Genomic DNA, 20,792 nt, shown 5'->3' with positions numbered 1-20,792 from the left:
TCCCGCCGTCGGTCAGGCGCGGATGCGGTGGCCGGTGAGGTGGTGGAGGACGTGCTGGTGGGCTTCCCAGCCGTCGGGGAATTTGGCGTCGGCGTTGAGGTGGACGGGTTCGTTGAAGGGGTGGTCGTCCAACAGGCGGTCGATGCCGGCGCGGGCGACGACGATGCAGGCGTGCCGGTGGCGTGAGGTCAGCACGCACAGGCGGCCGGCTTCGAGGTGGAAGCCGGAGGTGTCGCGGCGTCCGGACAGTGGGTGGAGCACGATGGTGACGGCGTATTCGCGTCCCTGGAGGCGGTTGGCGGTGTCGACGTCGATCCCCTTCAGGCGGGGGTCGGTGCGCAGCAGGTGCTGGAGGTATCCGGCTTGGTCGCGGTGGGCGGTGCCGATGGCGATGTGGCCCGGTTCAAGAGGCTGTCCAGTGGGGTGGTCTTCGCAGTAGGCGGTGGCTTCGCGGATCAGCAGGCGCTGCGCGATGCTGATCGCGGCGTGGGCTGCCTCAGGGTCGATGCGGCGGGTGTGTCGGGCGGGTAGTTCGTGCAGTGCCCATCCGGTGCGGGCGGCGAGATCCACGGTCTGGTCGACGGCGCCGCCGTGCAGGCCCGGGTGGGCGAAGGTGAGCCGGCGTTCGGTGTCGGTGGTTCCGGCGCGGAAGGGGGTGGTGTAGAAGGCAGCGGAGATGAGGGGGGCGGCGGAGGCGGGCAGACGCCAGGAGACGGGCAGGCTGAGGACGGGCAGCTGAGGGTTCATCTTCAGCAGTATCGACACGGCGCTGGCCATGGGGTCGTGGGCGAGGCCCTTCCACGGTTGGGTGGGGATGGTGGAGAAGGGGTCGAGTTGGCCGGGGTCGCCGACGAAGAGAGCCTGGTCGGCGAGATGAGCGATCTGCAGGAGGTTGTCCGACCTCATCTGGTAGGCCTCGTCCACGATGGCCCATCTGCGGTGCCAGTCTTGGACGTTGGCCCACTTGCTCGCGGTCGCCACCGCCACGTCGGCCGCCGCCGCCTGTCGGGCGTCGGTGGTGATGATCAGGTTCGGCCCCGCCTGCAGCCGGTCGGGCGCCCGGTAGGACTGGCCGCTCAGGCGGGCCACCGTGAGATGGGGTGCGTCCTGGGTGAGGCGGATGACGAGGTCGTCGACCTGGGCGTTGGTCTGGGCGACGATCATGCAGGGGTGCTGTGGGCGGGTCAGGTGCTGTGCGGCGTGGACGACCAGTGTGGTCTTGCCGGCGCCGGGCGGGGAGTCCACGACCACACCTCGGTGGGACGTAGTGGTCAGCGTCGTGAGGATGTGTGCGACGGCGCGGCGGGAGAGTTCGGCGGCGGATGGTTCGTTCATGCCTGGTCTTCTCCCGGCTCGTGGCCCGGTGCCGTGAGGCCAGTGTCTGTGTGGGTCCAGGGGATCTGGTCGCGGCTGGGGAACTGGGGCCGGCGGAAGTGGTCGGGTGCGGTGGTCAGCAGCAGCGTGGTGCCGACGGCGGGGACCGAGCTCGGGTTGCTGGTGCGGGTTTGCACCTCGAGGACGATCTCGGTGTCATCGGTGGTGTAGGTGAGGTCGAGCACGGCCATGTGGACGGCCGGGTCGTGCGGTCCTGCTAGGAGGCGGTTGGGTTCCAGGCGGACCGGATCGTTGGTGCGGACGGTGATCAGGGGCCGTCGTTTCGGCCGCTGTCTGGGGCCCTGGGGTGGGATGGTGCGGTCGGGTTCGGTGTGGGTGACCGTTCCTCGGAACGCCTCGCCAGTGGTGCGGCGTTCGGCCATGACGAAGTCGTCTTCCAGCGCGCGGGAGGCGGCGAGGGAGGCCGCGGCGTGTTCCAGCTCGGCCAGGCGTATAGCGGCGGAGACGACGTCGTCGTGCTTGGGCTGGGGAGGGCCGCCGGCGGCGAGGTGGTCGCTGTAGGCGGTGAACCGGCGGATGTCGGTGTCCCAGCGGGCCGCAGTGCTGCGGACGGGCGGCAGGCCGCGCAGTGTGGCGATTGCCTTCCAGGCCAGGTCCCAGGTGGGTTGCAGGTAGTCCTCTGCGGCCTCCTGCAGCCGGGCGACGTGGTGCTGTCGGCGGACGCCCCGGGAGGATTTGAGGGCGGCGAACAGGCTGGAGAGCCGGGCTGATTCGAAGGATGGGTCGACGGTGGGGCCGTCGGGAGGGTGCTGCAGGGGGTTTTCGGCGGCTAGTGCCGCCTGATGTCCGGTGAGGCCGGGGGGAGGGAAGATCCAGGCCATGAGGGGGGCGAGGTGCGCGTTGTCGAGGGTGCTTTGGCCGGTCGCCCAGTGTGTGCTCAGCAGGCCGGTGAGGTTGAGCAGGAGGGACGAGGTGGCGTACTCGGCGCGTTCGGCGAAGAAGGTGAGCCAGCAGCCGAGGTGGGACACGCTGGTGGCGGGATCAGTGCCTTCGGGGACGGGCCGGTAGCGCAGGGCGCGTCCGAGCATCTTGAGGTAGTACGCCGAGGCGGTGCCCGTGACCACGAGTTGCGGGGCATCGAGGTATTCGCGGCGTTCGGGCTGCTCCCCCTTGGCGGGGCGGATCCGCGTGGCGTGGTGAAAGCTGTGGATGTAGGTGTGGAGGTGTTCGGCGAGGTCGGTGAGGAAGCGGTCGTCGTCGCCGGGGGGCGCCAGGAAAAGGCGCGGGTGACCGGGGTCGCAGCCTGCCATGACGGCCAGGGGCCGGGCGGTCTCTCCCGGGCGGTTCAGCGGCAGGATGAGCATCGGCTGGTCGGCGACGTGGAGGTAGCGCAGGCGGCTGAGCGGCTGGGCATGGTGCCTTTCGCTGGCCCGCAGCTGCTGGAGTGTGGTCAGCAGGCTCATGCGGCGCCTCCGAACAGCTCGTTGCGGATGCTTTCGGCGTGACGCAGTGCGGTGGCGAGGTCTTCCTGGTCCGGGGCCGGGGCACGGCTGCCGTCGGCCAGACCCAGGGCGGCGGCAATGGTGTCGATGCCGCCCAGGTCTTCACTGGCGGAGCTGCCCAGGACGTCGATGAGTTGGCCTTCGTGGGCCTGTGCGCGGCAGAAGTGGGCCAGCTGGCAGTGGTGTCGGCAGTTGGCCCGGTAGCGGGCCTCGGTGGTGTTGAGCGCTTTGGTCAGGTCGTCGCGGTCGCGGGTGGCGGTGCGGGTGCGGGCGTCGGGCCCGTCGTAGGCGAGGTCGAAGGTGATGCCGGCGGGGAGCTGGCCGAGGAGGTCTTCGATGCGTTCCAGGCGGTCCAGCTGGCGGCGCAGGGACTTGATCTGCTGGCGTGCGTCGATGGTGGAGGCCATGGGGCGGCGGGAGAAGTCGCGGGGGGTGATGAGCAGCAGGGTGGTGGACACGCGTTCGGGGCTGAATCCCGCCCGGGTCAGGAGGTCTTGCAGTGCGATGATGTAGGCGGCGCCCTGCAGGACGGCGCCGGCAGCCTTGTCGCCGGGCGCCTGGCCGTCGACCACGGCGAAGGACTTGATCTCTACGACGTGGAAGATGCCCTCTGACTGGAAGGCGACGAGGTCGGGTTCCAGGAAGACCGGCCGGCCGGCGACGGTCAGTTCCAGGACGGGATGGTCGAGCATCGTCCGGCTTGCGCCTTTGCCGTGTGCTGCCTCGAGGATGAGGCTGCGGGTGCGTGCGTGGCGGACGTTCATGGCTCTGTCGCTCGTCCCCAGGACGGACAGATCGGTGTGGGCCGCTTCGGGCAGCGGCAGGTGGAGCTTGTCCCGTAGCAGGCTCAGCAGTTCGGCGCCGCCTTGGTCTTTGACCTGGGCTTCGAACTGGGCGCCGCGGCTCAGGGCGCGGGGAGACTGGGTGGGCGGCAGCGGGTGGCCAAGGTGGACGGCCAGGGCTTCCTTGTCGACGCCAGCGGCGTCCAGGATTGCGCGTCGTCGGCATCCGGGGTTGGCGGTGAGGGCCGCGAGGCTGCGTGCGTTGTGCGGTTTGGGCTCTACCGGGCCGCGGAGCGTGCCGAGCCTGCTGCTTAACGAGCTCACGAGGGTTCCTTGCGAGGGCGGCGAAGAGGTGGCGGGGGTCAGGTCACGGAGCGCAGGTGCCGGGCTGTCTGGAAGGGGGCGCCAAACAGTCGGCCTGCTTCGTCGAGTTGCTGGCGGGCGCGCTGCGCGGCGCCCCGCCGGTCATGGGCGTCGTCGTCGGTGTGGACGGCCAGTTCCTGCTGGGCCGCTTCACGCAGCAGGGCCAGATCGGGGGCCGTGGCGGGGTCCTGGGGGTGGTGGTCCGCCGGCAGGGCTCCGGGGATGTTGAGGGCGTAGTGGTGAACGAGCTGGCGTGCCCCGAGGGGCATCGTCTCCGGGTCAGGGGTGAGGCGTTGGACGGCCTCGGTGAATTTGAGCGCGCTGGTCAGGTAGTGGACACGTGCGCTGAGTGGTCCCACGATGCGCTCTTCCAGCGGCCAGACGCTGATGGTGAGCAGGGCCCGCGCGGGCGAGAGGTGGTCTGAGGTCAGGGCGGGGCACAGGTAGTAGGGGCGTGCCCCGGGTGAGGAGCGGTAGGAGCGTTCCTCGTCGCGGCGCAGGGTGGCCAGGCGGGTGGTGGGCAGTGATCCGGCGAAGAGGGCTTCGTGGACCTGGCTGATCAGCTTGGGGGCGGCGGGCACGGTGAGCAGGGTGAGGACCTGGTGGACCTGCTCGCGTGCCGGCATCTTGGCGGCACGCGGCCCGGGGTGCGTGGCGGCGGGTTCTTCGGTGCCGGGTGCTTGGCCGTCGGCGTCGAAGAGGGCGTCGTAGGAGCGCTGGGCCCGGCGCAGTTCAGCACGCAGATGGCTCAACATGGCCTGGTCGCGCTGCATTTGGGCTTGCCGCATGGCTTGCTGCAGCTGCTGCATGTGTTTCTCGAGTGCGTCCAGTGGCTCCTGCATACGGGGCACCCTAGCAGATTCCTAAGTTTCCCAAGGTCTACCCGAGATTTCCATGTAGAGTGCCTGTCACTCTGCCAACCGCCCTCGTGACAGCGGGTGTTGGCACCTCTCTGCCTGGAGACATTTCACCCTCATGAAACTTTTGCACACCTCCGACTGGCATCTGGGAAAGAGGCTGCAACGCCGTTCCCGGGACAGCGAGTTCGACGCCGTCCTCGCCGAGATCGTCGAGATCGCCCGCCGGACCCTGCCCGATCTGATCGTGCACAGCGGGGACCTCTTCGACCGCTACAGCCTCTCCCCCGGTGACCTCATGCGGGCCATGACGTCGCTGAGCGCCTTACGGTCGGTCGCTCCTGTCGTGGTCGTCGGCGGCAACCACGACTCACCGCACTGGTTCAATGTGCTCGACCACGTTTTCCAGAACACCGCCGAGCCCGGCGCACACCCGGTCACCTTTGTGCACACCGCGGCGGACGGCTCCGGCGGCGGCCGGGTACTCGACTTCCCCACCCGCGACCAGAGCCAACGGATCCGGCTGGCGGCGCTGCCCTTCATCCATCCCAACCGGTTCATGCACCTGTTCCCGGGACTCGGCACCACGCACGGCGCCTACGCCCAGGGCCTGCGCGGCCTGCAGGAAGAACTCATCACACAGCTGTATGAGGGGTACTCCCCGCAGCACGACGTTCTCGTCTTCGCCACCCACCTCTATCTCAGCGGTGCGTTGCTGTCCGGCAGCGAGCGCCACCTTGACGTCAGCGACGCCTACGCCACCGCACCGGACGATCTGCCGCGCGTCAGCTATTGCGCGCTCGGCCACATCCACAAGCCGCAGGCCCTCACCTCCAGCAAGGCCACCGCCCACTACGCCGGCAGCCCCCTGCAGTTCGACTTCGGTGAATGCGACGACGCCAAGAGCGTCCTCCTGGTCGAGGCCGACCCGCAGCGCCCCACCCGCACCGCCCCCCAGCGGCTCACGGCCGGGCGGCTTCTGAAGAAGTTCACCGGCACCCTGGAAGAACTCGCCTCCAGAGCAGAGGAGTTCAGCAACACTTTCCTGGATGTGACCATCACCAGCCAGAACCTGATCCCGCAGCTCTCTCAGAAGGTCGCCACCGCTGTACCCGACGCCGACGTCGTCTACCTGACCGAAGACTGCGCCGAGACCCGGATCACCCCCCTGAACGTCAGCGACCTGCCGCAAGAGGAGCCGGAACTCACGGAATCCTTCCGCGCCTACCTCACCGAGCACGGAACTCCGGGCCGGGTCGCCGACGAGGTCCTGGCAGCCTTCGGCTCCCTGCTGCACCATCCCGGCGGCGACGAACCGCCGCCCTGCCCGGCCGAACTCGGCTTGCAGGAAGCCCTCGCACACCCCTGGACGCCCGATGGCACCGGATCGGAGACGGCATGAGGCCGCTCAGCATCGTCTTCTCCGGAGTCCGCAGCTACACCGGTACCTGCGGCCCCCTGGACTTCACCGGCAAGAGCCTGGTCGGCATCCTCGGCGACACCGGCGCGGGCAAATCGACGCTGCTGGAGGTCATCCTCTGCGCCCTCTACGGCAGAACGTCCTGGGGCGCGCATGGATCACAGCTGATCGCCGACGCGTGCGAGAAGATGTCGATCGACTTCACCTTCGCCGTCGACGGCACGACCTGGCGCGTGACCCGCATCTTCCGCAAAAAGAACGGCAGCGTCCCTCAGGTGAGCCTGAGCAGCGAGGGCACGACGGTCAACGGTGCCACGCGGGTCAACGAGCGCATCGAGGAACTGCTCAACCTGGACTTCAGGAGCTTCAAGAGCGCCGTCGTGCTGCCCCAGGGCAAGTTCGACACCCTCCTCAACTCCAATGACACCGACCGCACCAAGCTGTTGAGGTCCCTGCTGGGCATCGACGAACTCCAGCGGGTACGCCAGCGCGCCGCCGACCAGCGGACGCGGCTGGACGAGTTGCTGCTCAAGGCGGCCGAGGCCCGCGGCGACCTGCTCCCGGATCCGGAAGGCGACGCCCACCGTCTGGGCGTCCGCCAGGCCGAGATCGAAAAGGCAGCGGCCGGCCTGGCCGGGCACCTGGAGACGCTGCGTCAGCTGCGCCACCAGGCCGACGGCCTGCAGCAGCAGAGCACGGATACCGCCAGAGCATCGGCTGCTCTGACCGAGCGCACCACCACCGACGTCCACGCGCCGCTCGCTGCGCTCGCCGCCGACGACCGCCTCCTGCAAGAACACCTGGACGCCCTCGAGGCGGCTCAGGCAGAAGCCACGCAACGGTGTGAGCAGTTGCAGTCGACGCTGGAGGCCGACCGCGACACCGGCCTGACTGTCGCCGCGCTCTCCGCCGCGGCGGAAGTGCTCAGGAGCGCCCCGGGGCTGCTGAACGGCCTCGGCGAGCAGCAGCAGGACCTGCGTCAGGACCTGGACCGCCTCGAGACGGACGAACAGTCCGTCAAGGAGGAGGAGGAACGTCTCGCGGAACAGGCAGCCGGGCTTGACGGGCTCCGGGAGAGCGCCGACAAGGCCTATGCGCAAGCCGACGAGGCCAAGTCAGCGCTGGAGCGGCTGACGGGCACCGTGCAAGTCCTCCTTGAGGAAGGTGCGGCCGTCGCCGAGCACCGCACCGGGCAGGCAGCCGCCCAAAAGAGGCAGGAAGAACTCACCGCCGCGAAAACGGATGCCGCTGACGCTGCCGAGCAGCAGAAAAGCCTGCTGGACCAGGCCTCACAGGCGGTGGAGGACCTCCAGCGCGGTGAAGCCGCCCACACCGCGGGAACGGGACTGGCGCCGGGTGACGAGTGCCCGGTCTGCACCCACACCCTTGACACCTCCTACACCCCTCCCGCACTGCAGGATCCCAAAGCCATGCGGCAGGCCAAGAAGGCCAAAACGGCAGCCACCAAGGCCTTCAATGACTCACTGACCGCCCTGCAGGAGGTCCAGGCCGACATCCGCAAGGCCGAACAGGACGAACAGGAGTGCCGGGAAAAGGCCGAAGCCGCACACGTCCGTCTGGCCGCCCAGCTCTCTCCCGCTCAGCAGCAGGCCCTCGACGTAGCGGCCCTGACCGGTCACGACGCTCCGGAGTCCTTCGCCGCGCACCTGCTCGTCACGGTCAACACCGCTGTCGAGGGGTTCCTCGGCCAGAAGCCGCCGAGCGCCGCCGAACGCCTGGCCCTTCTGGACACACTGCTGCCGGACGCCCGGCTGCGCATCGAGGACGCACAGCGCCTGGCCGAAGCCGCCGACGAAACCGCCCGGTCGGCCGCGAGTGAGATCCAGGCCGGGCAGTCAGTGATCGCCCAGCAGCGCAAGGCACTGAAAAACGGCCGCACGAAGGCCCAACGGGAACAGCAGCGTCTCACTCAGGCACGCCGGCAGTTCCTCACCCAGCTGTCGGCGCTGCCGCGCCCGGTGCAGATGAGCGTCCCAGACGCGGACGCGCTGCCGTCCTTGGAGTCCATCACCGCCTGCGCATCGGCGGTGACCGCCCATCTCGACCGCCTCGGCGAACTCGAGCGCGACCATACTCAGGCCCTCAGGGACCTGCAGAAGGTGACCGAACAGAAGCAGGACCTGGCCGGCGAACACCGCCGACGCGTCGCCGAACCGCTACGCCGGCAGCAGACCGTCCTCGAACTGCGCGCCGACGCCGCCGTCACAGCGGTGCGGCTGCTCCCGGGCAACGTGATCAGTCTGCCCGATGCTCCCGGCGCGTGGGACAGCCCGCACGACGTCGCGACCTACGCCACCGCCCTCGACGGGGCCTGCTCGGCGCTTCGCGAAGCGCTCGACGCCTTGCACCGCAGCACGCAGGGGACCATCGACGCGCTGGCGTCCAAGGCCACTTCGGCATTCCAGGCTCTCATCCCCTTCGTCCCTCAGGCGCCGGCGCTTCCCGCAGCCGCCACAGATCTGCTGTTCGATCCCGAGGTCATGGTCCCCTTCCATCAATACGAGGGGGAACTGAGAAAGGAGGCCGTGCAGGCAGCAGCAGCCCGCGACGAGGCGCTGTCTCAGATTCCCCACGTTCTCAAACTGCAGACGGCGATCGCCGCCGGCAAGCAAGAGCGGTCCGCCTGGGCCGGACTGTACGATCAGCTGAGCGATTCTGCGTTCCCCAGTCATCTGACGAAGCAGCGGACACGTTCCCTGTTCATTCTGGGAAGCCGGCTGCTCATGGAGCTGTCGGCGGGCCGATTCGGCTTCAGTGAGGACTTCGGCATCGCCGCTCTCGAGAACAACACGGCCCGCAGCCCCCGGACCCTCTCGGGCGGGGAGACCTTCCAAGCCTCACTCGCCCTGTCGATGGCCCTGGTCGAGCTGCACAGCCGCACCAGTGCCCGGCTGGAGAGCCTCTTCCTCGACGAAGGGTTCGCCACCTTGGATGCCGGAGCACTCGACAGTGCTTTGTCCGTGCTGCGCACTCATGTCGGCAGCAACAGGCTCCTGGGCGTGATCAGTCATCTCCATCCCGTCGCAGAAAGCGTCAACGACGTCCTGTGGGTGGAGAAGGATGTATCAGGGTCCACTGCCCGCTGGCTGACCCCGCAAGAACATCACGCCCTCGTACGCAGCGACTATCACAACCTGGCGGACCTCACCTGAACTCCCCCGCCGTGGCAGGGAGAAAGGCAGCCGGTGTCCACACGAATCGCTTCGGGCGGACACCGGCTGAACGCCTCCGCGGGAACGGGCGGACCGCAGGAACACCGCACTCAAGACTTTCTCGATCCGCAGGAGCCCGGAGCGTGGGTGGCCCGTAATGGAATCGTCATGACCAAGAGCGGAGCCAGCAGCTGCCAGCGAGGGGAGCCGGGCGCAGCACCGTACAGGCGCTGCTGGGTGCGGCACCGTCACGGGAGTCGGCCGGGATCGTTACACAGCACGGGCTCTTCACCTACGGACGCCGGGGGACACCGTCATATCCAGGAGCGATCGAACACGACCCCCCATGATCATTTCGTTGCGATTTTCGCAACCCGTGATTACGGTGGGGTAATGACGGAATCGTTGAATGCGCGGGTGCGCCAGGTACTCGAGGGCGTCGGCGAGAACCATGCGGAGTTCGCCCGGCGCATCGGAATCACCGCGGACAAACTCAGCAAGTCCTTGAGCGGCACGCGGCGCTTCACCTCGCTGGAGCTCGCTCTGATCGCCGAGCAGGGGCGCACCACCGTCGACTGGCTGCTGCACGGCACACAGCCGCGCACGGCGGCCGGCGTGGCGGCCCGCACCCGGACAGGGGCGGGCGCGGCATCGGACGAGGCCAGGGCGGCTGCGCTGCGTCTTGCCGAGGTCGTCGACGCGCTCGCCAGCATCGACTACCGCATCGAGCTTCCCGCCCTGTCTGCCGTCCCAGCAGGTGACGACCCGATCCGGCAGGGCGTGGAACTGGCCATGAAGGCAGAGGCCAGGATCGGCCGCAGTCCGCGCGGCCTGACCGCGCGGGCCCTGGCCGAGCAGTGGGAGCAGACCTTCGGGCTCGTCGCTGCGGCAGCCGAGCTGCCGGACGATCTGGACGGTCTGTCGTGGGATTCGGGGGACTTCCGTCTCATCCTGGTCGCCCGCACGCACTGGTGGACCCGCCAGCGCTTCACCCTCGCCCACGAACTGGGGCACATCCTGGCCGGGGACGCCACCGACCGTCCCCTCGCGGAGCACGTCGCGCCCGGCTCCGACCGCACCAGGGCGGAAATCCGGGCCAACGCCTTCGCCGCCGAACTGCTCATGCCGCGCGCCGAACTGCTCAAGGAGGTCGCGGCGCGGCCCCGTCTGGACAAGCAAACATTGCTGGCGCTCTCCTGGGCGTACCTGGTCTCCCCCAGCGCCATGGCGACCCGGCTGCGCACACTGGAGATCATCGGCGACGACGAACGCCGCCGCTGGTCGGCCTGCACCACCCGCATGGCAGCCGTGCACGCCGGCGACCCGGGGCGTCACATGCAGCACGCCCAGCAGGCCCGGGACGGCTGGTACTCCACCCGCCTGGCCAAACTGGCCATCTGCGCCTACGTGCGCGGAGACATCAGCATCCGCCTCGTCGCCACCGTGACCGGGATGGACCCCGACCAGCTGCTGGACCTGTTCCATCCGGGTCCCGGCACGCCGGACGGCGGGCCACACGGCATCTCGGCGACCAGTCCTGCAGAACTGGCCTTCTCCCCGTGACTTTGTGGTGGTTTCCCGACAACACAGTGCTGTGCAACTTCGCCGCCGCCGACGCGCTCGGCCTGCTGCGGGCCGTTCTCGACGGTCGTGGGCGATGGACCGAGGCCGTCGCCTACGAAGCACACCGGTCGGCGCAGTGCGCCCATGCGCGGTTGGCCGACGTCTCCGCCGACGGCTGGCTCGGCGATCCGCTGGTCATCGACGACGACACCGAGGCGGACATCGTGGAGAGGGTGCGCCGGGCGGCGTTCGGCGGTGCGCCCGGCGCGCCCCGGCAGCACCTGGGCGAGGCCCAGACCCTCCATGTCATCCAGAACTGGCCCGAGTTCAAGGGCTCCTACTGGCTGAGAGACGACCGCGCCGCGTGCGATCTGGCCCGCCGCAAGGGCATCACCACGTGGCAGACCAAGGACGTCCTGGCGTACGGCTGCAGCATGGGCGACATCACCCATACCAAGGCATACCGTCTGCTGCAACGGATGCGGGCCGCCGGTGAGCATGTGGAGATACCGGCCAGCGCCCGGGACCTGCTGGCCTGACCGGCCGCGTGCCGTCCGGCCAGCAGCCGGTCACAAGCGAGCACTTTCGGTCCTTGCCGATCGTTTCGCAAGAAACCACAACGGCCGTAACTAACCTAACTTTCAGCGCTTCCTGGCCCCTTGCGGCCCGTACAGAGCCCGGAGGGGGATCAGGGGTGACGACTGACGACAGCACGGACGAGGACAGCCTGGCGGCAGAGCGCGACGGGCGGCGGGACCTGTACCGCTACGTCACCGCCGACCGGTACGCGGCCGAATACATCGCCGTCATGGACCAGTTCACCCGAACGCTGCTGACCGACCTGTCGGCGGCCGAGGTCAGCGAGAGCCTGGCCGAGCGCGACATCGTCCTGTCCGTCGAGGACGCCGAGGCGCGCTGCTACAGCCTGGTGGGCTGGGGCAACCTGCTGCCGGTCGCCCGCGACCCGCGGGTTCCCACCATCGCCGCCCTGACCCACTCCCGAGTCCGCTTCCAGGTCACCCAGCTCGGTGCCCTGGTGCACCAGCAGGTCACCGAACTCCTCAGCAGACGGGACGGCGCCCGGGAAGTAGCCCGCGAACTGCTGGGCAGCATGGCCTTGTTGCTGAAGAACATCCTCGCGCAGGCACGCAATCCCCGCGCCATCGACGCCGATGCACTGGCGGCCGACGTCACCACCGTCTTCACCAGCCACACCTACTTCACCGACACCGTCCGCCAGTTCTACGCCTACCTGGCTTCCGTGCTGGCGCGCTATGACCTGGCCGGTGAGGAGTACTCCACCTTCAAGGGGCTGCTGCTGGAATACGTCCACCTCATCGACACCGACGTCTCCCGCCACTCCCCCGCCGTACGGCATCGTCTTGAGGAGCTGCTGCCGCTGGTGGACCATGTCCTGGCCGCGCTCGACTCGCTGCCCACCCTGGCCTCCCCGGACGGAACCCCCGTCGAACGGCTGCCCGGACGCCAACGCGGGGACTGGAGCGAACTGTTGTCCTGGTACCGGGGCGACAGCGGCCAGTCGGGCCCGGCCCATCTGCGAGCGACCGCCGAGAAGGCACTGGGACAGCTGCTGACCAACGCCCGCCGCATGCTCACCTCCGGCGGCACCGGCGGCGCGCGCCGCAGCGATCTGCTGCACCTGGCCACCCTGTTCGCCGAGGCCAGCGTCGAGGAGGCGCACCGCGGCTTCGCCGCCTCGTTCGGCACCTACTCCGCCCGCCATCTGGGCTTCGGCCCGGACGAACTCGACCCCCGCGACACCGCCTCCACGTCCTGGTGGGACGCGCGCCCGGTGGACGTGCCGGTCTCCCTGCGCGAACGCGGCGACCGCGCCGCGCGCGGACGCTCCTCCCAGGTCCCCGACCCGGGCATGGACATCGTGCGGCTGCAGGAGGAGGCCGCACAGGAGGCGGCCGCACGGCAGGCGGCCGCCGACGAACTCGCCGCGGCCGGAGAACTGCACGAACAGCGCCTGACTCCCTCCGCCCGCGACCTGCTGCTGGACAAGCAGTCGGAAGCCGCCGACCACGGTTTCGCTGCCCGGGGCCCCGGACGCGCAGACGATTTCGACCTCCGGGTGACCGTGCACGCGGAAGACTCCGACAGCCCCACGGTCACCCGCTCCGACGACGGCGACGTCACGTTCTTCCGCCTCAGGCTGTACGCCTCGCGCCCCGGCGCCGCCGCGGCCAGCGCTTCCCCGGACGAAGCCGGCGCCGACGGCGATGAGGGCAATGACACACTCCGGCAGGAGGGCCAGCAGCTGTGAGGACGAGCCCGCCGCCGACGGCATCCACCGCTGCCCACGATGCGGCCGAACGGCGTCTGGCCGCACGCATCCTGTTGGCCCGGCCCATTCTCACGCTGCACCAGCAGCCGGACCAGCTCGCGCTGGTCCGCAGGCACGCCACCGCCCTGCGCTCCAGCTTCGGCCGGCTGCTGGGCTACCACCTCATCGTCGAGCACTCCTTCGCCCGGCTGGTGAAGACCCCGCCCAGCAGCGACAGCCCGCCTCGGCCCGTCCAGCGGGGAGACAGCCCCGCGTTCACCCCCCAGACCTACGCGCTGCTGTGCCTGGTGTGCGCGGGACTGCTGACCCCCGGAACCGGGGAATGGCTCTTGGTGTCCGCGCTGGTGGAACAGGTACGGGCGGATGCAGTGTCGGCCGGTGTCGACCTGCGCGACACCCCCGCGGAGAACCGGCGGCTGGTGCAGGCCATCGGGCTCCTCGTGGACTGGGGGGTGCTGACCGAGGCCGAAGGATCGCTGGCAGCCTGGGGGGAGCGCCGCGAGGAAGCCCTGTTGCACGTGCACCGCGCCCTGCTGCCGCACGTGCTGCCCCGGCCGCTGCGCGATGTCACCCGCCTCGAAGACCTTGCGGACCGCCAGCCGGACACGCTCCCCGAGCCCCGGCGCAGCCTGCGCCGGCGTCTGGTGGAAAACCCTCTGGTCAGACGCGAGGAACTCCCCGAAGAGGAGCGTGACGTGCTGTCACGGGAACGCTCCGAGCTCACCCGCCTGCTGGAGGAACACTTCGGGCTGACCCTGGAGGTGCGGGCCGAAGGTGCCCTCGCCTACGACGCCGAAGGCACGCTCAGCGACACCGCGTACCCCGGAGCCGGCACCGTGCGCCAGGCGGCGCTCCTGCTCACCGACGCCCTCACCGACCTGGCCCGCCCCACCGCAGGACAGCACGTTCCCGGTGCCCCCGGCGTTCCCGGGCTGCTGGCCTCGTGGGAGGCCGTGCGCGCCGAACTGGAGACTCTCGCCGCCCGCTACGCGCGGACCTGGGCCGGCGTCTACACCGGCGACCCGGACCGTCTGCAGAAGGATGTCGTCGCACTGCTGGAATCCATGTCGCTGGCCCGCAGCCTGCCCGACGGGCTCGTCCTGCACCCGGCGGCCGCCCGCTACCGCCCCCAGCCCCACACCACTGCGGCTCCACGTATCGCGCCCCGCCCCGTCCTGCCCGTACCCGACACCCTGTTCACCGACTCCTCAGCCGAAGAGGCTTCGTGACTACCCTCGCGTTCCCCGCCCCGCGCGTGCCCGCTGACCAGGCACGGTCCCTGCAGCTTGCCAGCGGAGACCATCCGCACCGGTGGCGCCTGCACAGGGCCGGCATCGTCAACGTCTGGTACTACTACGACCAGCGCTTCGCCCTGTCCGGTGGCCGCCTCGTGCTGCGCGGGTCCAACGGGTCCGGCAAATCAAGGGCGTTGGAGATGCTCCTGCCGTTCGTGCTGGACGCCGACCGCCGGCGTATGGACGCCACCGGGTCGGGCAAGGTCCGTCTGGAGGACCTGATGCGGGCCGGCGGCCAGGGCCAGACGAACCGGTTGGGCTATGTCTGGGTTGAACTGGCCCGCACGGCGGACGACGAACTTCAGGAGCGTTACCTGACCGTCGGGGCCCTCATCCGCTACTCGCACAGTACGAGTGAGGCCAAGGCCTGGTACTTCCTCACCCCCCTGCGCGTCGACCACGACCTGGCGCTGCTCGATACCGGGCGCATCCCGCTGTCCAAGGAAGGCCTGGCCCAGGCCATCGGCGCAGACCGACTGACCTCCTCCCCCGACACCCACCGCGACCGCGTCCGCGCGGCCGTCTTCGGGCTCCCCGGCGACCAGGGGCGCGAACGGTATGCCGGACTGCTTCAGCTGCTGCACACCCTGCGCTCCCCCGACGTGGGCAACCGCATCGACGAAGGCCGCCTGCCGCAGATTCTCTCCGACGCCCTGCCTCCGCTGTCCGAGAAGGCCATCACCACCGCGGGCGAGGAACTCGACGGTCTGGAAGAAACCCGAGCCGCCCTGGCCCGACTGGAGGCCGCCTATGGCCACGTCTCCGACTTCCTGAAGGTCTACACCCGCTACGCCGCCGGGGTGTGTCTCGCTACAGCTGAGCGCGCGCAGGAGGCCGCCCTGGACGCCCGGCAGGCGGACACGGACGCCAACCGGTTGGAGTCCGAGCACACCCGGCTCGTCCACAACCATGGCGCCGCCGAGGCCGAGGCCGCCGAGCTGGGCGGATACGCGGAGGAACTCGCGGCCACCGTCAACGGCATCAGGCAGTCGAGCGAGTACAAGGCAGCCCGCGAACTCAGCGAACGCCTCAGTACCCTGCAGGCCCTCAGAACGGTCTCCAGCACCGCGCTGAACACCGCACACGCCGCACGTGAAGAAGAACAGCGCACCGCGGAGGCCTGTCGCGAGACAGCCCAGGACGCCTGCGACGCCGCTGCGAGTGCCGCCCGGCTGGCCGGTCAGGCCAGCGATCTGCTGGCACGAACCGGGCTGAACCTGTCGCTGCCCGCCGCTGTCCACCTGCAGATGCAGGATCCCTCCCCCATCGTGGAGGCGGTACGCACGGGCATCGACCACGATCCCGAGCCCGTGACCCGCCCCGCACCGGCCCGCCTTGTCCCCGAGCCGGACAGCGTCCTTGGCTCGGTCGAGGCCCTGGGCGAAGCAAGCCGGGCGCTGCGTGCCACGGCCGCCAGCCGGGCCCAGCAGGCGGCCGCACGCGCCGACGAGGCCAGGCAGCTGGCCTCCGAGCGGGAGAAAGTCCTGCGCACCCAGGACCGCGCGGACGATGCCGCCCAAGCGGCCAGCGCCGCAGAGGAGACGGCCCGCACCCGCGCAGCAGACCGTGACCGGGAGGCCGCAGGGCTGGCTGCGGCCTGGCGCACCTGGACGGCCGCCGCGCTCACCCGGCAGCTGCTGGGCGACATCGACTGGCACGCCACCGCCCTCGCGCCGCTGCTCGACGATGTCGATGCGCTCGCCGGTGAGGAACTTGAGCCCGCACAGGCCGAACAAGAACTGGCCCTGCTGGACGCGACGGCCCAGCAGGCGGCCGCACCCGCCCGGGCCCGGCACGCCCAGCAGATCGCCGAACTGGCCGCGCAGGCGGCCCAGGACCAACTCCAGCGGCAGGAACTCCTGGCCGAAGCCAAGCAGTTGCGCAGCGAACAGGACCTGCCGCCCGCCCTGCCCGGGTGGCTGGGCAAGCGTCCGCCGCACGCCGTGGCGCTGTGGCAACTGCTGGACTTCAAGCCCGGAGTGGACGAGAAGGTCCAGGCCGGTGTGGAGGGCGCGCTGCTGGCCTCGGGGCTGTTGCACGGGGAGGTCACCGCTGGCGGGGAGGTCCGCGCCGGCGACGGGCAGTTGCTGCTGAGCCCGCAGGGGCCGCGGGCGCTGAGGTCTGTGCGCGCCCTGCTGGCTCCTGCCGAGACGGCCATCGACGCTGCCGTGGTGAATGCGGTCCTGGATCGCATTGCACTGGAGCCCGGTCACCCCACGTGGGTGTCCCCCGACGGCTCATGGGGCAACGGCCCGCTGACGGGGTGCCATCGTCCCGTGGCTGCCCGGTTCATCGGAGCGGCCGCGCGTGCGGCCGCGCGTGCGGCACGCCTGGTGGAGATCGACGGCCTGCTGCAGCAGGTGCAGCAGCGGGCACAAGAACGCAGCGAGCACCACGAGGTTCTTGAGGAGGCGTCGAAGGCGCTGGAGGAGCATCTGGTGCGCGCGCCGCGCTCTGCACGGCTGGCGACCCTGCGTCTGCAGGCTACTGCGGCGCACGAGCAGATCGTCGCGCGCCGCAAGGAAGCACGTGCCCTGGCAGAGGAAGCGGAGCGGATGCAACGGGCCTGGGCCGCCCGCCACCGCAGTCACCAGGAGATCTGCGCGGCACTGGGTATGCCCGAGGACGTCGATGGGCTGCTGGCAGTGCGGGGATACGCGCAGCAGGCGCAGACCGCCTGCAGCAGTGTGGATCACGGTGTCGAGACAGTCACCGGTCATCTGGACCGCTACCGCACGGCGTTGGGCCGTCTCGACACCGTGCGCGAGCGTCGCACGCACGCCGAGGAGACCGCGGAATCAGCCTGGCTGACCTGGTCGCGGGAAGCCGCAGCACTCGCCGCGCTGCGAGAGGCTCTGGGCGCGGATCCCGAACAGGTGCACCGGCGTCTGACGGAGGCGGAAGCGGAGCTGACGCGCACCGAGGAGAGGCTGCGCCACTGCCGCTCTCAGATCCTCACCCTGACCGGCCTGGTCGCCTCCGCAGAGGAAAAGGCGCAGGGCGCACGCGAGAAGGCCGTCCGCGCCACGACGTTCCTGGCCCAGCAGGCCCAGGCGCTGCACCAGCGTCTGGGGCATCCTTCGATCGCGGTCGCGCTGACCCCGGGGACGCAGCCGCCGCCCGAACTGCGGTCGCAGGACGCCGCGGCCGATGACGTCCTGGCAGCGGTCCGCCAAGTCCGCGCGGCGGTGCAGCAGCCGGACAGCACGGCGGACGCCACGGCTCTCATGCGAGCGCTGTCCCTGCTGGAACGCAACACCGCCGGCGCCTACGACATCACCGTCACCGTCGAGGACGACCTCCATGTCGTGGAACTCACCGATGCCACCGGACGCCGCCATATCGCCGATGCCGCAGCAGACCTGCGCGAGCGCCGGGACCGCGGCCGCGGTGCGCTCACCCAGCGCGAGCGCACCGCCTTCCACAACTTCGTCCTCGGCGGCATGGCGGAAGAACTCCGCCGGCGCCTCAAAGAAGCCGAGGAGCTCGTCAAGGCGATGAACACCTCGCTCGGCTCCATCACGACCAGCCACGGCATCGGCGTAAGGATCGACTGGAAGCTGGCGGACGCGGCGGGAGAGCACATCACTCACGTCAAACAGCTGATGCGGCGTGACATCACTGTGCTGCGCGACGCGGAGACCGAAGAACTCATCAACCGTCTCAAAACGCTGGTCGACGAGTCGTACAGCCGCGACCCCGAGGCCGGCTACGCCACCCACCTGCGCACAGCACTCGACTACCGCACCTGGCACGTCATGGACGCCATCATCACCGGCCCCGAGCGAGACCGAGAACGCAAGATCAGCCGCCGGGCGAAACTCTCGCAGGGCGAAACACGGTTCGTGTCGTATGTGACGCTCTTCGCCGCTGCCGACGCCTACCTCAGCAGCCTGCCCGACACCGGCTCGGCGCTGCGGCTGATCCTGCTGGACGACGCCTTCGCCAAGGTCGATCAGCGCACCATCGGCGAACTGATGGCTCTCTTGGTGCGTCTGGACCTCGACTTCGTGATGACCGGCCACGCCCTGTGGGGGTTTTTCTCCGATGTCCCGCAGATGGACACCTACGAAGTGCGGCGGGACGAGGGAACCGCCGCTGTGACTACGCACGTCCACTGGGACGGCCACACCCGCCGTCTGCAGACCGTCTCGTGACCTCCGCGTCCGCTGCGCTGCCCGCTCCCCTGCGCAGTTACCTCAGCGATCCCAGTCTCACGGCGCTATGGGACAAAGCCAGAGACCGGCTCGAACGCAACCGTCTCTCCCCCACCGGCACCATGCAGGTACACCTCGATACCGAGGGTGCGCAGCGGTTGGGCGGACTGCTGGGCACCCGGGTGGAGCCGGGGCTGCGCCGCCTCCAGCTTGCCACCCTCGACGCGGCGTTGAGGGCGTCGTCTGCCCAGTGCGGGCTCGTCGCTGTCGTCGCCGACCTCACCGGCCGGCCGCTGAGGGACCGGCAGGCGGCCAAAGCCGAGCAGCAGTCGGCGTGGACGGCAGTGTGGCAGAGTCTCGATGCCGATCTCGCCCGCAGCAAGCTGGCCGAGGCCAGCTGGATCCCCGGCTGGATCTCGGATCTCCGCAGCAGCGGCATCCTGCCCCGGGCGGGCGCAGCAGCCGCGGCGACGGCGCTGGCGCAGGCCGTGCGCACCATGGCCGTCCTCGGACTTGCACGCATGCCATCGGTCCCTGGCGCCGCTGGGCAGCCGGAGCGGTGGTGGGAACTGGGCGAACTCGCCGCGCACACCACCGGCGACGCTCACGGCCTCGATGAGGGGCGCCTCGCCGGCACTTTGACGCTCAAGGGGATCGCCGCGGCATGCGCCCTGCCCGCGCCGGTGTCCTCGGCTAGCCGGCGGCTGCTGTGGGAACAGGCTGGCGTCAGTTCTGACGTGCTGTCGGGGACCGTCATCGTGTGGAGATTGGCCCCGCCAGGAGGTGATCCCTGGTCCTCGATGATGCGCGCCCGCCGCGACATCAACCTGGCGACCCACCTGACCGTGCACGAGCTGCGGACCGTTGCCGACAGTGTGCTGCTGGCCGCACCGGGAACGACCGTGCGCTGGTGCGAGAACCCGCAAGTCCTGCAGGCGACCGCGCGCCACGGGCTCCCCGGAATCCTGGTGTGCGGGAGCGGGAATCCCTCCAGCGCCGGTTGGGAGTTATTGCAGCGGCTTCTCAGGAATGGCGCAGAGGTCCTCTACCACGGGGATTTCGACTGGCCCGGCGTCACGATCGCCGAGCGAGTCCTTCGACTGGGGGCTCGCCCGTGGCGCATGAGCGCCGCCGACTACCTCAATGCGCTCGCCGAACTGCCCGCAGACTGTCTCGCTTCGCTCGCCGGGGATCCCGTCGCCACCCCGTGGGATCCGCATCTTGGGCACGTGATGAACCAGCAAGGTCTCGCCGTACACGAAGAAGCGCTCCTGCACCGTCTCCTTCCCGATCTCTCGAGCCAGGACGCTGGTTACTGACTTCGGCTCGTCAAGGTGATGCTGGGTCGTCGAGGGTCAGGCCGGTGCCGGCTATGAAGCCGTCGAGGGTGCCGGGCCGGTACTGAAGGCGCTTGAGCCGGTTGCGTACGAGTGCTTCGAGCCGGTCGAGGGCGACGACGGCGAGGTTGGCCAGGCTGCGTTTGACATGCGCCCATACCCACTCGACCGGGTTGAGGTGGGGTGAGTAGGCGGGCAGGAGGAACACCGTCAGCCACTCACGCTCGGAGATCAGCTTGCCCATGGCGCGGGAGACGTGGGTGCTCAGGCGGTCCCACACCAGTACGATGGGCGCCTTGACGAGCTGGTGGACGCCGTCGACCAGCGCGATGAAGTCCCGCTCGCCCATGCTGCGACGCTTACCTTTGCCCGCCCGGTGGGTGCGCAGGCGGTGGCACAACCGGGTGAGGTGACTCCCGTCGTGTGGACACTCTGACAATGGATCTTGTAGGTCCGAGGAAGGGTGTCCTGGTGGGACGGAAGTCTCCATATCCGGTGGAGTTCAGGAACGACGCGGTGGCGCTGTTTCGCGCGGCGGGCGGGAGGCGCACGTATGCCGCGGTCGCGGCGGACGTCGGGGTGACCGGCGAGACGCTGCGGAGCTAGTGCCGCATCAAGCTACGTTCGCCCTGTTCACGACCTCACGGAGGCGGTCGTCGGCGGCATGCTTGTTCCGCCAGATGATGTAGCGACGGAT

General features: G+C 69.7%; 12 protein-coding genes and 3 pseudogenes. 9 read left to right on the top strand and 6 right to left on the bottom strand.

Annotation, left to right across the window (positions count from 1 at the left end; translation table 11 throughout):
• Positions 1–12: 12 nt before the first annotated feature.
• The 4 genes from ACWEN3_RS08645 to ACWEN3_RS08630 are packed head-to-tail and all read right to left on the bottom strand — an operon-like array spanning position 13 to position 4,824.
• The gene (locus ACWEN3_RS08645) at positions 13–1,335 is read right to left on the bottom strand and encodes an AAA domain-containing protein (RefSeq protein WP_452967395.1); all 1,323 of its coding nucleotides are present in this window, start codon (positions 1,333–1,335) and stop codon (positions 13–15) included.
• On the bottom strand, positions 1,332–2,798 hold the full coding sequence (locus ACWEN3_RS08640; RefSeq protein ID WP_452967392.1) for a hypothetical protein: 1,467 nt from the start codon (positions 2,796–2,798) through the stop codon (positions 1,332–1,334). The genes ACWEN3_RS08645 and ACWEN3_RS08640 overlap by 4 nt, the downstream gene beginning before the upstream one ends.
• Positions 2,795–3,943, bottom strand: coding sequence for a hypothetical protein (locus tag ACWEN3_RS08635; RefSeq protein WP_452967389.1), 1,149 nt, complete (start codon positions 3,941–3,943; stop codon positions 2,795–2,797). Before ACWEN3_RS08635 ends, ACWEN3_RS08640 begins: the two co-directional genes overlap by 4 nt.
• Before the next feature lie 38 nt (positions 3,944–3,981).
• Complete coding sequence (locus tag ACWEN3_RS08630; RefSeq protein ID WP_452967387.1) at positions 3,982–4,824, bottom strand: hypothetical protein; 843 nt, start codon at positions 4,822–4,824, stop codon at positions 3,982–3,984.
• A gap of 133 nt (positions 4,825–4,957) precedes the next feature.
• On the opposite strand from ACWEN3_RS08630, the gene ACWEN3_RS08625 reads away from it, so the two are divergent.
• From ACWEN3_RS08625 to ACWEN3_RS08590, 8 genes are all read left to right on the top strand, one after another.
• Entirely contained in the window at positions 4,958–6,241 is a 1,284-nt protein-coding gene (locus tag ACWEN3_RS08625) for an exonuclease SbcCD subunit D (protein ID WP_452967384.1), read from the top strand.
• Positions 6,238–9,432: an AAA family ATPase gene (locus ACWEN3_RS08620; protein WP_452967381.1), complete on the top strand. Its 3,195-nt coding sequence runs from the start codon at positions 6,238–6,240 to the stop codon at positions 9,430–9,432. Before ACWEN3_RS08625 ends, ACWEN3_RS08620 begins: the two co-directional genes overlap by 4 nt.
• 393 nt (positions 9,433–9,825) lie before the next feature.
• Positions 9,826–10,995: an ImmA/IrrE family metallo-endopeptidase gene (locus ACWEN3_RS08615; protein ID WP_452967378.1), complete on the top strand. Its 1,170-nt coding sequence runs from the start codon at positions 9,826–9,828 to the stop codon at positions 10,993–10,995.
• A complete protein-coding gene (locus ACWEN3_RS08610; RefSeq protein WP_452967376.1) occupies positions 10,992–11,534 on the top strand; it encodes a hypothetical protein in 543 nt (180 codons plus the stop codon). The genes ACWEN3_RS08615 and ACWEN3_RS08610 overlap by 4 nt, the downstream gene beginning before the upstream one ends.
• Before the next feature lie 155 nt (positions 11,535–11,689).
• Positions 11,690–13,285, top strand: coding sequence for a DUF2397 domain-containing protein (locus ACWEN3_RS08605; RefSeq protein WP_452967373.1), 1,596 nt, complete (start codon positions 11,690–11,692; stop codon positions 13,283–13,285).
• Positions 13,282–14,535, top strand: coding sequence for a TIGR02678 family protein (locus ACWEN3_RS08600; protein WP_067237890.1), 1,254 nt, complete (start codon positions 13,282–13,284; stop codon positions 14,533–14,535). The genes ACWEN3_RS08605 and ACWEN3_RS08600 overlap by 4 nt, the downstream gene beginning before the upstream one ends.
• Positions 14,532–18,758 carry a TIGR02680 family protein gene (locus tag ACWEN3_RS08595; protein ID WP_452967369.1) on the top strand — a complete coding sequence of 1,409 codons (4,227 nt, stop codon included), beginning with the start codon at positions 14,532–14,534 and terminating at the stop codon, positions 18,756–18,758. Before ACWEN3_RS08600 ends, ACWEN3_RS08595 begins: the two co-directional genes overlap by 4 nt.
• On the top strand, positions 18,755–20,077 hold the full coding sequence (locus ACWEN3_RS08590; protein WP_452967366.1) for a TIGR02679 family protein: 1,323 nt from the start codon (positions 18,755–18,757) through the stop codon (positions 20,075–20,077). The genes ACWEN3_RS08595 and ACWEN3_RS08590 overlap by 4 nt, the downstream gene beginning before the upstream one ends.
• Before the next feature lie 10 nt (positions 20,078–20,087).
• Here the strand turns inward: ACWEN3_RS08590 and ACWEN3_RS08585 are convergent.
• Positions 20,088–20,501: pseudogene (locus ACWEN3_RS08585) on the bottom strand (transposase); the annotation flags it as partial.
• A 65-nt stretch (positions 20,502–20,566) separates the two neighbouring features.
• On the opposite strand from ACWEN3_RS08585, the pseudogene ACWEN3_RS08580 reads away from it, so the two are divergent.
• A pseudogene (locus ACWEN3_RS08580) lies at positions 20,567–20,698 on the top strand (IS3-like element ISRhosp1 family transposase); the annotation flags it as partial.
• Positions 20,699–20,708: 10 nt separating this feature from the next.
• On the opposite strand, the pseudogene ACWEN3_RS08575 reads toward ACWEN3_RS08580, so the two are convergent.
• Positions 20,709–20,792 (bottom strand): annotated as a pseudogene (locus ACWEN3_RS08575) (transposase); the annotation flags it as partial.

It is taken from the genome of Streptomyces sp. NPDC004561 (assembly GCF_053602155.1).
Note: the sequence above shows the minus strand (reverse complement) of the source record. Positions and strands in the feature narration are given on the sequence as shown.